The organism is Bifidobacterium asteroides, assembly GCF_003202695.1.
Lineage (GTDB): Bacteria > Actinomycetota > Actinomycetes > Actinomycetales > Bifidobacteriaceae > Bombiscardovia > Bombiscardovia asteroides_G.
In genome coordinates this window covers 621,707-636,145 of the sequence record NZ_QGLL01000006.1, presented here as the reverse complement: position 1 = coordinate 636,145, position 14,439 = coordinate 621,707, and the positions used below count along the sequence as shown (strand labels likewise).

The following is a 14,439-nucleotide window of genomic DNA, read 5'->3' as shown; positions in this document are numbered from 1 at the left end:
ATCGAACAGGAACGGGCACCCCTGCAAGACCCCTATTAACAACCCGACCTATTAACAACCACCCAACACGCTTACAGCCACAAGGCCAAACCCCCAACATAAACAACGCGTTTAGTTCCTATAGCCCGTCTACTGGCTCTGGCCGTTCTATGGCCTGTTTCCGTGGCTTGCAGGGGCATCCTGCGAATGCGCCAGGCTCCGCATTCGTGACAGAAGCCATGTTTTTACCGTTGTCACGTAATAACTTGAATACCTGATATTGCTTGGTTTTCTTGTCTTCTGAGTCTTGTCACGATATAATTAAAGCATGACACGATGCGAGTTCTGCGGCAATCCTCTGCCGGAGCATGCGGGGAGGGGTCGGCGGCGCAGGTTCTGCTCGGACGCCTGCCGTCAGCGGGCCCACCGGGCGTGCAGGAGGATGCCGGTGCCCCCGGACATGGCCATGGCCGACCGGTGGCTGCGCTGGCGGCTGGTCCACCGGGGCGACGGAACCAGCAAGCGTCCGGTTCGCTTCGACGGGGCCCCGGCCTCAAGCACCGACCCGGCCACCTGGACCAGCCTGCCCACGGCCGAGCAGTCCAAGGCGGGTGACGGCCTGGGCTTCGCCCTGGGAGGCGGGTTCGCCTGCATCGACCTGGACCACTGCTACGATTCCCGGGGGCACCTGGCCGACTGGGCCAAGATGCTGCTCGCCCCCGTGGCGGGCAGGACCTGGATTGAGATCAGCCCCTCCGGCCAGGGCCTGCACATCTGGGGCCGGTGCGCCGAACGCAAAGGCATCAAGATACGCGGCCTGATGGACGCGGAAGCCTACTCGCAGGGCCGGTACATGACCTACACGGGCCACGTCTGGCGGGACAGCCCGGCCAGGCTCACCGACCTCACCCTCCTCTTCGAAGTAATCAAGTGCATAAGCGCCTAAGCAAAAGCGAACCCGACGCAAAGAACCCAATGGCAGCAGAACGCAGCCCACAGCCATAAGCCATGCACCGACCCTAACCCAGAGGTAGGGTCAACCACCCCCTAGATTCAATCTAGGGCGATGACGTAAGCCAGCCATACCCCACATGGACAAGGAAAGAAACATCCAGACACGATTCAGACACGATGAACGTCGTTTTTCTCCCAATTTCAGCCTAGCTTTATCTGTATTAATTGGCTCAATTTCCCTTCTGCTATATAGCTTTAGGTAGTTCGGCACAGTATGGGGTATTTGCTCTCAGTACATCAGCAGGTTGCAGGTTCGAATCCTGTCTGGCGCACCACGCGGAAGCCCTACAGCCACAACGGCTGCGGGGCTTTTCCATTGCTTGCGGAGTTTCTCCAAAACACGATTTTGTTGGATATTCGTTGGATAAAAGTATCCGCAAAAGAAAAGCCTCGCCGGAGCGGGGCCGATATGTGGAGATTGGCTACTGGTTGAGGTGCTGCACGGCGTAAGCCGCTTCCTCCTGTGTGAACTTTTCTCCGTACTGGCTGGTGAGCTGCTCCTGGATGGCTGCTGGGCTCATATGCATAGTCTCCTGGTATTCTTTGGCTTTGGCAAGGGCATTGGCGTTGTAATCAGCTTGGAGGTTCTCTACGGCGTATTGAGCGGCTTGCTGAGAGAATTGCTCTCCGTTCTCGCTTGATAGCTGTTCGCGGATACCTTCCTTAGACATGTGCATTATGCTTGAATAGTCTTGAGCCTTCGATAGAGCGGATTGGTACTCGGCTGGGATTTCTTTCTGCTGAGCGCTGCCCTGCGCATCATTGGATGACGCTTGGTCGGCGTTCCGTTTGATCCTTGCCGCTTGGGGGTGGTCTGGGCAGAAAGCTAGGACCTTGTATCCGTCCTTGGCCGCTTCTGCGTTGGCGAAGGGGTTCTTGTCTGGATCCTTGTTCGTGTCGCTGCGCCCGTCGATTGGGTATCCTGTGGTGCTGGCGCATTCTGCCAGCACGCGTGTGAATCCATCGTCCGCGTCGGAGGCGTCGTCCTTTGTTTGGACCTTGCTCAAGGCTGTTCTCTGCTCCTCGGTGGGGTCTGGTGTTTCTCCTTGGGCCATACAGTCGAGCGGCGAAGGGTACTTCCATGAATCCTTGTAATTTTTAATGGTTATGAGCTTGGTCTCGCCTTTATCGTTTTTAACGTCGTCGCCATTGTCGTCTTTTACACTGCATGAGAAGAACAAGGGACGCTGGTCATACAAGGAGTCTGCGGAGTCGCTTGATGGTTTCGGTTTTGCGGTTGTGTTTTTAGGCGCACAACTGGCAAGGCTTGCCATCAAGCCGCAGCACATAATGAAACCAAGAACTCTCTTGCTCATACAACTACCTTAGCTGCTATTGACCTGCCGAACAGCAAGCTGCTTCGCGGGCATGGGAAAAGCCCTGCCGGAGCGGGGCTCATTTTTTTTTGTCTTACTTGAACAGGTCCCAGATGCTGAACGTGGTCTTCCGGTAGGCCTTGTTGTACATGGCTTTCCTGGGGTTTCGTATCCATCCCATGCCCTTCCTCCCGTATCCGGGAATCAGGGCCTTCTTCGCCTGCCTCTTCCACTTGCCCGTGGTCCGCGCCTTGAGGGAGCGTCTGGGGCTGGGGGTACGCATGCCGAACTTCATGACCGTCACTTATCTTGGTCTTCTATATTAAGCGTGACATTTTGCCCGGTTGACGATATGCCTATGCTGTATCCATTCTTCTCCAGATACCCACTGCCGTCGTCTTGCACCTGGTCATTCAGCTCATCAGCGGTAACGCCAACGGTTTTTGTGATGCACGACAGACCAGGCAAAGCCTCCGAGCTTGTATCCGAGTCCAATTCAGACATGTACATTATGCTGTTTTCTTTTTCGTTGTACTGAATGGCATCGGAGGCTTTGCTGCATTCGGCCTTGAGCCGCTGTACTGCATCGGAGCTTTGTCCCCCACATGCAGCAAGCGAGACTGATGCGCATATCGCCAGGAGCAGCGAGGCCAATTTCTTGACCATATGATTCCTTTCGTCGTCTGTGACTACCAGCAGGCTATCAGTTGTTCTGTACGGTGATCTTGCTAGTGGGGATTAGCTCCGTGCTTTGCAATGCATGTGGCTTGAATCGAGTATGTGCTGGTAGTCCTGGATGATTTGGAGGGTGACGTCGAGTTCGCAGGCGATCTGGTAGGGGTCGCCTTCGTACATGGCTTCCGCCGTCTGGTATTCGAGCGGGTTCACGAGTTTCAAAGCGGTTTCGCGTCGCGTCCTGTTTTCCAAGCGTGAGCCATAAACGCCGTCCTTGGTGGCATCGGCGTGCTGCCAGTGGATGAGCTCGTGGACGAGGGTGCAGCGTTTCTGGCAGTAAATGAGCTGCCTGTCGATGAGGATGGTCCTGGTGGCTTCATCGTAGAATCCGGTCATGCCTTCCGGCAGGAGCGCGCTGCCGATGGTGACGTTCAGGGTGTCGGCGTAGCGGTGCATCTGCCCGTACGTCATCGTTGACGTCAGGCCGTCCAGGAGCCTTGGGCCCTTATCTGCCATCGCCGCCTTCTGCCTCCTTCTCCTTGTTCGGATCATGCATGGCCGCCAGGGTCTGGTCGCCGGCCTTGACCTTGTCCAGCACGTAGGCCACCTTCTCATCGTCGGAGAGCTGGGAGGGATCCACAGTCAGAGGAGGATAGAGGCCGAGGTCTTCCGTCATGCGTTGTTCGGCCCTACGGATGACCACGGTGATGTCCATTCCGATGTAATCGCAGATCTTATTGGCAACTGCTACATCTATCGGAGGCTTTGCATTCAGCCAGTTCGACATTGCTGATCTTGCATGGCCTAGGGCATCCGCCACCTTGCCTGTCTGTGTCCGTGCGAGGCTATGCCTTCCTCAGCTTCGCACCGGCATATTTACCGAATAGCATCGCTCTGCTGTAACAGCATTGGTCATGCAAGTACTTTCCTGCAGCTTTGACACATATTGTCAGCTAAGTGGTACATTGCAGTTTAGGCCGGTTGAAGTCTAATCAGCAATTGTTGCTAGTCAAATGAAGCGAAATACAATTATATCACGCAAAGAGCTGTGAGCAGAAAGAATTTTGCAATCAGGACATCAGGAATCAAGAAGGTCGCTTTGCCGGGCAGGACCAGGATGCCAAGTACTACTCTCAACTCAACTCCACGTACTTTTATGCCGTTTACGCTTGAGGAAGTCTTCCGAATTGCTGAGGGCGTCGATTGCGACCCGATTCCGCTGCTTTTCGATACGCCCAAAGGCCAGAGACTGGTAGCGTAATATGAACCGCGCGCATTTTTAGTGCATTTGGGGCAGCATGCAGCTACGCTGTGAGAAGACCAGGAACCAGCATTACGGCCGATATGGTCCCCGTGGTATCAGAGTGTGCACCTCTTGGTATACCTTCAGGCCTTTCGAAAGGTGGGCGTTGGACAATGGCTACCTTGTTCATAGACCTCATTGACAATAATTTGGACTATTGCTCTGACAACTGAAAGCAGATCACTCTTGCTCATAAGACATCTAAGTCGTTGGAGGAGGATGTTTCAGTTGATGGCACGGAAAGCATTCTGCGTACCTGGCCGGCTCTGTTAAGCTTATTAATTAGCAGGGTGTCCTACCACCTTAGTTAAAACCTGCCTATTGAGTCTTAGATCGGGGGATGTCTTCCCGACAGAAGGTTAGTGCATGAGGTGCGTGTTCGCGGCGATAATTGCGACGGTCGGAAGATGCAGTCTCATGTGGTTTCGGATGCTGAGGAGATGACCAAAGGGTATCTGAAGCCGACTCAGTCTAGAGCATCGTTGCGCTCATACGCAGAGGAACTGATTTGCCTCCTTGGGAGTGTATGTCCATTATTATCTCGACCATTTTGCGTAGTGTTTTCTTTCTTCTCCCAAGACCGCGTATCCAAGTTACGCTCTTGCCCGTTGGCGACAGATGGTCACCATGGTGCCACCGACTGGAATGGACGCCGATCACGTCTGAGATAGTGGGGCTGCTTGTCCGCGAGTGCGGCTGTTTCACATTCGGCTGTTCCATCAAGGGCAGGCAGGCGAATCGTATTCTGTCTGATTCGTCTGACGAATTGTATCCAACCCAAATGCGTGATGCGGAATTGCAACCGTGGAAAGTGGGTTCAACGCTTTCCCCTGGCGCGAGTCTGGAGGGTATGCAGGATGCCATCGGACTGTCTATGGTGGCGTCTCTTTGCCACAAGGAGAGGATATTGGCACTTGCTGCTCCGACATTTGTAAGACGCGATGAGGCTGTTCCCTCTTTGTCTACGGCGAATGTGCGCAGATCAAGGCTTGCTCGTTTTTGACTTCTGCTCCATCGGCGGAACTCAATTGCCGCGAAGAATACTCCCACGCCGCCTAGAAGCTGTGACACATCTATGAGTAAGTTCCATAACGAAAGCCACATCGACGGTTCCTTTCACCAAAAAATAAAGCAGGCTGCTGTCGAGCGGTCTGGACATCTATGTCATGTCTTCAGCATTGTACAGGTTTATGTACTAGTTCCGTTCTGGTCTAGTTAAAAGAGACTTCCGAAAATTGAGTGACGAGAGGCTCTGAAGCGGCTTCAGCATGATTGTGATTCCGCTGAGTCTCTGAGCTTGCCGCCCCGTTTGGCCTTCTCAGCTGGAGTGCAAAATATTTTCTAGGACTATAGGGCATTTGTCTTTACATAAAAGGCGGTGAAATACGGCAATAATGAGCTTGACTTGGTGAAGTAGTGAGAGGTGCGTCTGGTTTGCTCATTGCTGTTTGGTGCTGGCGCACTGTATTTTCTGTCCACACTGTATGGAAGTGATGAAACTCAACGAAGGAGTGCAGTGTGACTATGTACGATACCGTTTTAGCGTCTCATCGATATCTGCAACATGCTCTGCTTGAGGGACCTTGCCTTGCCCGACGGAACGAAGCTACCGCGGGTGGAGTGGGAGGACAACTATTGCGGTCTGGCATGCATCCAGTCGATTATGGATGCCGAAGGACTCCCAGTACCGACTCTCGACACCTTGTTAGCTGAGGGGATTGAGAGCGGAGCCTATGATACTGCCAAAGAATGGATATTCCGGGGCCATCTTGAAATGGGATGTTCCTATGGCTTGAATGGTGAGATTTTCCCTGAAGCCCCAATAAGTTTTCTGGAAGATCTACCCGCAATCCAAGTCGCTCCGATAATCTCTGTATCTTGCAACTTCTCCCTAAGTCCAAAAGCGAGAGGCGGTCAATTGGTCGTATTTCGCGGCACTCGAGTGTCTAACACAGAAGGTGAAGTCTGTTGCTGCGATGATCCTTCACGCCAGGGAGCTGCTGTCGATGAAGTGGAGCATACCAGATTTTGGTCAGGTTTCTCCGGTAGTGCCCTCATCTTGAAAAGCTCGAAATCCTGGCAGGAGCTGCGGTCGATTATGCGGTCGATTATCGTGGATAAACGCTAAGAAGCACATCTTGCTACACGGAGACCTATCCATCTTCTTTGACGCCACCAATGTCTATCCGCATAGGAAATCTGAACGATACCTAGGCCATGCCCTGGAGAAGTATGCGAAGTAGGGCGGAATCGCCGTTGCCACCAAAGTCTTCTTCATCCCCGTTGGATCGCTCCAACTAGCACGTGCATTCCCGAAAGCTTATAACGCAGCAAATTGACCATAGTCTGGAACGTCTGGGAATGGACTATGTAGGCCTCTATATCAATCACCGCCGGGAATGCTAGAGAATATGGATGCTCTGCACAATCTGGTTAAAGCGGGGAAAGTACGCTACACGGGAGTGAGCGCTATGTATGCCTGAAAGTTCGAAAAATCACGATTTGTGGCGGCAAGTCGCAGATGGGCCCCTTCGTTTCGATGCAGAGCCATATGAACATGATCTCTATGTGCGGAGGAATGTAAGATCGTTTCCCTCTACCAGGACGGGACATCGATATCACTCCATAAGCCTCCTGTCTGGGAGCCAAAACCGGACAAGGCTATCGGTTTAGGGAATGTTCATAAAGTCTTAGTCCTTAAGTCTGTGACCATTTACTTGACTTACGAAACGCGGACGTATTAATTGCAGCGAGCTTATTTGACACGGCTGTACTGCTCGCGCCAAGCGATTGGAGTAACACCGGTTTCTCTGGTGAAAGTCGCGCTGAATGAACTAGGGCGCATATATCCGACCTGCCTGCCGATCCAGGCAATGTCCTCCCCAGTGGACGAGAGAAGGTGGCGTGCCTGGTCTATTCTTTGCTCTCTGATGAACCTGGCCAGACTTGTGCCGGTCTGATGCCTGAAGGCGGTGCATAAACGGGTGCGTTCCACATACAGGGACTGTGCTATACGATCGATGGAGAGATCGCCGCCCAGGTGGGATTGAATGTGGGTTTTAGCCTGTTGGACCAGGTCGCAGTCATATGACGGTTCGTGGCTCTGTACAAGGGCAGAGGAAGATTTGGCCAGCCTTGCCAGGAGCAGATCGATGTGTGTTTTTATGAGGAACTCTGTCTGGCCCTGCCTCCCTGGGGCAAACTTTGACAGGGCGGTTGAAGCGGCCAGTGCAATATCGGATGGCCAGGGTTGGGCGAAGATGTCAAAGAGTCCCGCGACCTGGCCGGGCCATTGGTTTTCCAGCTCAGTGAAATAATCGGGCAGGATGCAGATGCTTCGGGTCTGCGAGCGGAAGCCTGCCGGCATACGGTTGGTGAATGTTCCCGCCTGCTGTACCAAGGAGACCATATTGCCCTCCTGCTTCGTACATGGCTGCAACCCGTAAGGAGCGGGGTTGGATGCCGGGCTTTCATCCAGGGTCAGGCAGGCGTAGTCGGTCATGGCGTACTCGCTGAAATCCATCTCGCGCAGGAAGGTGATGTCGTGCCATATGACCAGGCAATAAGGACCCGCCGGATTGGCTTGGAATCTTCCCCGGCAGATGTCGCCATCGACCTGCCCTTCCAATCCTCCCGACCGGTGATGGAGTTCCATACCGAGTTGCTCTACCTGGGGGCGATACAGGGTCTGTATCTCGCGGGATTCGGAGCGTATCGCGTGGTCTGTCATTGCTCACCTGGTTTCATTCTGCCGGCCTTGTGGCTATCTCGATAGACTTTCGTTTTCGTTCGCACCTTTTATGGATTCATCCGTCGCTCTGTGACGGTCTTCCAGCCGTTGGTTTCTCAGATTACGTTCGATGGCAACGAACGACAAGGCTTTGGATGAAAATCAGGAGGAAAGGGATGACCACAGATCAGGTGGATTCGGGATGCAAACCGGATGCTATAGAAGGTAAAGCACAAGGCGGTGGAGGCCGGCCTGGACAGGACAGGTCGCATGGGCGTAGTTCCCTGATGCAGCTGCTTGATTTTGCTGGCCCTCGTAAGGTGTTCTCCTATCTCGGCTGTGGTCTGTCCGCCCTCTCCACAATTGCCGGCCTTGGGCCTTACCTCTGCATATGGCTGGCAGTAAAAGACCTTCTTGCTGTAGCGCCGAAGTGGTCCCAGGCCTCGGGAATCGTCATATACGGATGGGCTGGATTAGGGTTTGCGGCGGCTTCCGTCATTCTGTACTGTGCAGGATTGTTGATGACGCATCTGGCAGCTTTCCGGAGTGCCTCCAACATGCGTAAAGAGGCCATAAGCCATCTGATGAGCTTGCCCCTGGGGTATTTCGATCTTCATGCTTCAGGCGAGTTGCGTCGCACCATTGATGGCTCAGCGGCCGACACCGAGAATCTGCTTGCCCATATCCTCCCTGATGCAGCCGGCTCCTTTGCCATGATTCTGGGCATGCCGGTACTGATGCTGGTTTTCGACTGGCGTATGGGCCTGGCCTGTCTCTTTCCCATTCTGATTGCCTTGGTCTGTATCCGAGTCATGATGAACGATCAGGGACAGTCCTTTATGAAGGAATACCAGGATGCCCTGGTGCGAATGTCCAAGACTGGGACCGAATATGTCCGTGGCATTCCGGTGGTCAAGGTCTTCCAGCAGACGGTTTATTCCTTCAAGGCCTTTCATGAGGCCATTGAGCATTACAGCCGAATAGCCAGGAACTATGCCATGCAAATCTGCCACCTGCCTCAGACCATTCAGATGACGGCTCTGAACGGGACTGTGGTTTTCCTTATACCTGTAGCCATCCTGCTGGCTTCGGGGCAGGGTGACTTTGCCTCTTTCCTGTCCGATTTTGCCTTCTACTCCGTCTTCTCGGGCATGGTTCCCACGGCCATGACCCGTCTGCAGTTCTCCAGTGAGTCCTTCAGCAAGGCTGACGATGCCTTGAGCAGGATCACAGGTGTGCTCAGCGTTGACCCCCTGACGGTATCCACCGAACCTGAACATCCGAAGTCGGCGGATGCTTCCTTGGAACGGGTGTCATATACCTACCCAGGTGCCGATCGCCCGGCACTGGAGCGGATTGATTTCGAGGTGCCGGAGGGTGGAACGGTGGCCCTGGTCGGACCTTCGGGAGGCGGGAAATCGACCTGTGCCAGTCTGTTGCCTCGTTTTTGGGATGTGGATTCCGGCAGGGTCGCCGTGGGTGGTATTGATGTCAGGTCCATCGATCCCCACGATCTGATGGGGCAGGTCGCCTTCGTTTTCCAGACCAACAGGCTCTTTTCGATGACCATCCTGGAGAACGTCCGCGCAGCCAGACCGGAAGCCACTCCTGAGCAGGTCATGGATGCGTTGAGAGCGGCTCAGTGCATGGACATTGTCGACAAGCTTCCTGATGGGTTTAACACCATGCTCGGTTCAAATGGAACCTACCTTTCCGGGGGAGAGGTCCAGCGTGTGGCCCTGGCCAGGGCGATCCTCAAGGAGTCTCCCATTGTGGTCCTGGATGAGGCGACTGCTTTTGCCGATCCCGAGAACGAGGTCCTGATACAGAAGGCGCTGACCAAGCTGACCCGGGTTGAAGGAGGCCGACGGCGAACCGTTCTCATGATTGCCCACCGTCTGTCGACTGTGGCGCATGTCGATCGAATCCTGGTGCTGGATGGGGGTCACCTGGTTGAGCAGGGCACTCATAACCAGCTTCTTGATGCGCAGGGTACCTATGCCCGTCTCTGGTCTGATTACGAACGGGCGGTCTCCTGGAAGGTCGACAACTCTTCAAAGGCTGTCGGCAAAGCGGATCAAAACCCAGCAGGCTTCACTGCCGGCGAGGAGCACGCCGCTTCCGGTGCCGAGCCATTCGTTGCGGACTCGTCGACCGGTAATTCCGACACTCAGAGGGAAGGAGGTGAGGCATAAGTGCTCGTCTCATTTAAGAAGAAGTACGCACTGTCCGACCAGGGTATGAAGATCGTGGTTCTGGGAACGCTTTGGACCACACTGACCAATCTGATCATCATGGCGGGAACGGCATCCCTTTTGCTAGTCATGAACGCTTTTGTTGAACACCTGACAGCAGGGGCGTCCCTGCCGGAGATTTTGCCTTACCTTGCCGGTCTCCTGCTCTTTGCCCTCATACTCTTCGGCTCCTCCTGGTTCCAGTACAGCTATTCCTACGGTGCAGTTTTCAGCCAGACCGGAACCCAGCGGATCGACCTTGCCGAGAGACTGCGCAAACTGCCGCTCTCCTTTTTCGGACGGCGCGACCTGGCTGATCTGACCGATACCATTCTGGGCGACGTAGCCACCATGGAGCATGCCTACGCCCATGCCTTGAGCCAGCTCTACGGTGCAGTCGTCTCATCCGTCCTGATATTTCTGTCGCTTCTGCCTATCAATTGGGCTCTTGATCTGGCTGCCTTCTGGAGCGTGCCGGTGGCTTTCGCTATTATCTTTGCCACCCGACGATTCGTTGAAGCCTCGTCACGGCGCACAAGGCAGGCCCAGATTCGGGTCAGTGACGGCATTCAGGAGACGCTTGACTGCGTTCGGGAGATTCACGCCACCAATCAGGAGGACAGGTATCTGGAGAGGCTCTTCTCGACCATCGATGACACCGAAGCCATTACAGTCCGAACCGAGATGACCAATGGCCTCATAATGAACTCCGCCATGGTGGTTTTGAGGTTGGGCGTGGCAACCACCTTCCTGGTGGCTGCCGGATTGATCATTCAGGGCAGGATTGACTTCATGGTCATGTTCCTCTTCCTTCTGATGGTCTCACGAATCTATTCCCCTTTTGACCAGGCGCTGATGCTGGTTTCGGAACTCTTCCAGTCCCAGAGTTCGGCCCGGCGGATTCGTTCCATCACCGAAGAACCTGTAGCCGAGGGGAGTGCGGAATTCCATCCCAATGGGCACGATATCGTCTTTGACCACGTTGCCTTTTCCTATCCAGCGCTTGCGGGTAATACGGCAGGTGAGTCGGTCCTTGAAGATGTCAGTTTCACTGCCAAGGAGGGGGAGATTACGGCCCTGGTTGGCCCCTCGGGATCTGGGAAATCGACTTGTGCTTGCCTTGCAGCTCGCTTCTGGGATGCCGCTTCAGGTTCCATCACTGTAGGAGGGGTGGATGTGAGCCAAGTGGATCCGGAGGTTCTCCTGCGAGACTATGCCGTGGTTTTCCAGGAAGTGATGCTTTTTGATGACACAGTCATGGGCAATATACGGATGGGTCGGAGCGGTGCCAGTGATGCGGAGGTGTTGGCTGCGGCCAGGGCCGCCAACTGCGACCAGTTCGTCTCGCGCCTGCCACAGGGGTACCGGACCATGATTGGTGAAAATGGCTCCAGACTTTCCGGAGGCGAGCGGCAGCGAATCTCCATTGCCAGAGCCATTCTCAAGGACGCCCCGATTGTCTTGCTTGACGAGGCCACTGCCTCCCTGGATGTGGAGAACGAGACGCAGGTGCAGGGAGCCCTTTCGCAATTACTGGTGGGGAAGACCGTCATGGTCATCGCCCATCGGATGCGCACTGTCGAGCAGGCCGACAGGATTGTTGTTCTTGACCATGGGCGTGTGGTCGAGCAGGGTTCTCCCCAGGAGCTTATGGCCGCAGATGGTGAGTTTGCGCGGATGGTTCGCTTGCAGGGAGAGAGTGCAGACTGGTCCTTATAGAAAGAGCTTGAATCGGCTGCATGGAGGAGCCGGGAAATCAGGTTCGTTCTGCAGGAATCAAGGCTTATCAGTTCCTTGAGCATCGCGGACAGCATCAAGCTGTCCCTGCTCTAGGCAGGGACGCCAGGTAAGGGCATTCGGGAAGATTCGGCCAGGTGTTGGACTCTCTGGCATTGGGTCTATACTTAGCAAAAGCCGCTTAAATGCTTCGGTGGGAGAAAAGTAGGAACAGTTTTTGCGCGGGCCGTCATTATGAATTCCGAGGCTGTTCTTGCTGATGAGCTCGCTGCCGTTTTCGATTCAGCGAACATGTCGAGGATCATCGCTCTGCTCTTTGGCCTGGACCACGATTCGGGATCTACCATCGTCACCGTTACGCATGACGCCTCACTGGCTGACCAGCATGATCGAATCATCAAACTGCGACGAAAGGCCTAGAACATGGGCTTCTGGATTATGGTATTCGCGGCTTTGCTCGGATTGGCATTGATTGATCGGGGATTCGTATTGGGCAAGAAGGACAAGCGCTGGTTTGTGCTGTGCATATTGGGCGCAGCAAGCCTGACATTCGCCGTTTGGCTTGCTATATGAGCACCCGGTGAAACAATGCCGAATGCCGTTTGCCATCATTCAGGTGAGTATCAGTACAGATCGCTGTCGGGTGGGACTGAGTGTGTCCAGTATATGGCTGGACATACTGCGCATGGGGGAAACCTGATAGGTTCAAGCAAAATTCTAATAAAGGGAAGGGGCGGTAATGGGAACAAAAGAGGATATTATTCCAGGAAAGCATGATATGGCTTCATCTCCTACGAGAGGTAGCCTTCTCATGCTGAATATGCCGTATCAGGGTCATATCAATCCGACCTTGGGAACCGTGCGTGCTTTGGTGAAGGCCGGTTATTCGGTCACCTATGTCTGCGATCCACGATGGCGAGATCAGATAGAAGATTCGGGTGCGTTGTTTGTTCCCTATGATGATTATCCTGAGCAGCCGAACAAGGTGCAGAGTCTTCGTGGCGGGGTTTACGCGATAGAGACAGCCCGGCGTTTGGCAGTAGAGAAGCAGTACGATGCTCTCATGTATGAAGGCCTGCTGCTGTCGGGCAAATGCCTTGCTGATCAGATCGGCGTGCCCTCCATCCGCCTGTCATCCACATTTGCTTACAATCGATCGATTCTTGCCAATCTGTCTGATACGGGCGGGCTGCACGTGACCAGTCTGCTGAAGTTTCCTGCCGTTGTGAAACTGATGTCGCTTTCGATGCGGCGGCATGGGCGTATCGAATCCGACGATTTCATCACGGAGATGGTCGACAACAATCCGACACTTACGTACGTCTACACATCCCGGTCTTTCCAGCTTGGCAATGAAGCTTTTTCGGACAAGCAATTCAAGTTCATCGGCCCCTCTCTGGATGGCAGAGCAGCGCAAGCCAAGGACGCACGCCTGGACGATGAGCTCAACAGAGGTGAAGGACGGCCTATCATCTACGCATCCTTGGGCACGATCTTCAATACCTTTATGCCCTTTTACCAGGCGGTGGTGGCAGCGTTCGGAGATAGAGATGTCACAGTAGTGCTCTCAGTGGGCCGTAATTTCGACCAGACAAAATTGGGCCGGGTTCCTCATAACATTTTCATCCACCAGTCTGTAGACCAACTGGCCGTCCTTGAGAAGGCTGACCTTTTCATCACGCATGGCGGCATGAACAGCGTCAACGAAGCCCTCTATTATAAGGTGCCTATGGTGGTGGTTCCCATGGCCGACGATCAGCCGACGGTAGGGGCGAGAATCGCAGAGCTCGGGCTGGGAACGGTGGTGAGCCGCAAAAAGATCAACGGGCAGACGCTGGGGCGTGCAGCCTTGATGATCCTGGCAGACAAACAAATCGCCGACAATGTCAACAGAGTCAGTGAGGACATGCGAAAGTCTGGCGGCAACCAGCAGATAGTCAAGGATCTGGACCACATCCTCAACCACTCCTGACCAACCCAGCATTCCAACGGATTGTCGCGCATCCACATCATGTGAGGCACTGCGACATGCCGACGACCTCTCGTGATTGGCCCTACGAACCATAGAACGCCAATGATGAGAAAGGTTTGGATGTGTAACACTTGCGAATGACTGACGGGGAAGCCGAACAACAAGCTTTGATACCTGTGCTGCGTAGTTTTGGACATCTTCCCCTGCAGCGTTGCATGGGCGCGTATTGAGTAGTTGGAAGCATCTTGGATACAGTCTATTGGCTGATGCTGGTTACTGGTGACAGGCAGGAGGCTCTGATATTGTTCGTCCTGCCGTTCCCCGCAGCTTGGATCGGTCGTTGGCGCTACTGCATCATCCAGTGCGGATGTCCTGTCCCGGCTGGCATGGAAGGACGGTTGGCGCGGCCTGGCCTGTATTCACCCGGTTCTGAGAAGGCAGAGGATCTCCCCGCTCTACGGCTCGATGTCCTGCAATTT

Annotated in this window: 12 protein-coding genes; 6 read left to right on the top strand and 6 right to left on the bottom strand. The window is 54.3% G+C overall.

Annotation, left to right across the window (positions count from 1 at the left end; translation table 11 throughout):
* Positions 1 to 307: 307 nt before the first annotated feature.
* Positions 308 to 925, top strand: coding sequence for a bifunctional DNA primase/polymerase (locus DKK75_RS04690; protein ID WP_110452262.1), 618 nt, complete (start codon positions 308 to 310; stop codon positions 923 to 925).
* Between the two features lie 490 nt (positions 926 to 1,415).
* Here DKK75_RS04690 and DKK75_RS04685 read toward each other — a convergent pair whose 3' ends face one another.
* The 6 genes from DKK75_RS04685 to DKK75_RS04660 all read right to left on the bottom strand — a co-directional run bounded on the left by DKK75_RS04685 (position 1,416) and on the right by DKK75_RS04660 (position 8,017).
* Positions 1,416 to 2,309, bottom strand: coding sequence for an Ltp family lipoprotein (locus DKK75_RS04685; RefSeq protein WP_219997313.1), 894 nt, complete (start codon positions 2,307 to 2,309; stop codon positions 1,416 to 1,418).
* Positions 2,310 to 2,403: 94 nt separating this feature from the next.
* The gene (locus tag DKK75_RS04680) at positions 2,404 to 2,604 is read right to left on the bottom strand and encodes a hypothetical protein (RefSeq protein ID WP_110452321.1); all 201 of its coding nucleotides are present in this window, start codon (positions 2,602 to 2,604) and stop codon (positions 2,404 to 2,406) included.
* Between the two features lie 5 nt (positions 2,605 to 2,609).
* Positions 2,610 to 2,975, bottom strand: a complete 366-nt coding sequence (locus tag DKK75_RS04675; protein WP_110452261.1) for a hypothetical protein — start codon at positions 2,973 to 2,975, stop codon at positions 2,610 to 2,612.
* A gap of 72 nt (positions 2,976 to 3,047) precedes the next feature.
* The gene (locus tag DKK75_RS04670) at positions 3,048 to 3,500 is read right to left on the bottom strand and encodes a hypothetical protein (protein ID WP_258333153.1); all 453 of its coding nucleotides are present in this window, start codon (positions 3,498 to 3,500) and stop codon (positions 3,048 to 3,050) included.
* Positions 3,490 to 3,771, bottom strand: a complete 282-nt coding sequence (locus DKK75_RS04665; protein ID WP_110452260.1) for a hypothetical protein — start codon at positions 3,769 to 3,771, stop codon at positions 3,490 to 3,492. Before DKK75_RS04665 ends, DKK75_RS04670 begins: the two co-directional genes overlap by 11 nt.
* A 3,271-nt stretch (positions 3,772 to 7,042) precedes the next feature.
* The gene (locus DKK75_RS04660) at positions 7,043 to 8,017 is read right to left on the bottom strand and encodes a helix-turn-helix domain-containing protein (RefSeq protein WP_110452259.1); all 975 of its coding nucleotides are present in this window, start codon (positions 8,015 to 8,017) and stop codon (positions 7,043 to 7,045) included.
* 155 nt (positions 8,018 to 8,172) lie between these two features.
* Between DKK75_RS04660 and DKK75_RS04655 the strand changes: the two genes are divergently transcribed.
* From DKK75_RS04655 to DKK75_RS04640, 5 genes are all read left to right on the top strand, one after another.
* A complete protein-coding gene (locus DKK75_RS04655; RefSeq protein ID WP_445337710.1) occupies positions 8,173 to 10,212 on the top strand; it encodes an ABC transporter ATP-binding protein in 2,040 nt (679 codons plus the stop codon).
* Positions 10,213 to 11,970 carry an ABC transporter ATP-binding protein gene (locus DKK75_RS04650; RefSeq protein ID WP_219997312.1) on the top strand — a complete coding sequence of 586 codons (1,758 nt, stop codon included), beginning with the start codon at positions 10,213 to 10,215 and terminating at the stop codon, positions 11,968 to 11,970.
* A 252-nt stretch (positions 11,971 to 12,222) separates the two neighbouring features.
* Positions 12,223 to 12,408 carry a hypothetical protein gene (locus tag DKK75_RS08205; RefSeq protein WP_110452257.1) on the top strand — a complete coding sequence of 62 codons (186 nt, stop codon included), beginning with the start codon at positions 12,223 to 12,225 and terminating at the stop codon, positions 12,406 to 12,408.
* A gap of 3 nt (positions 12,409 to 12,411) precedes the next feature.
* Positions 12,412 to 12,561: a hypothetical protein gene (locus DKK75_RS08140; RefSeq protein WP_181414455.1), complete on the top strand. Its 150-nt coding sequence runs from the start codon at positions 12,412 to 12,414 to the stop codon at positions 12,559 to 12,561.
* A 166-nt stretch (positions 12,562 to 12,727) separates the two neighbouring features.
* Positions 12,728 to 13,960 (top strand): macrolide family glycosyltransferase, encoded by a 1,233-nt coding sequence (locus DKK75_RS04640; protein ID WP_110452256.1) that lies wholly within the window; start codon positions 12,728 to 12,730, stop codon positions 13,958 to 13,960.
* The last annotated feature ends 479 nt before the right edge of the window (positions 13,961 to 14,439 follow it).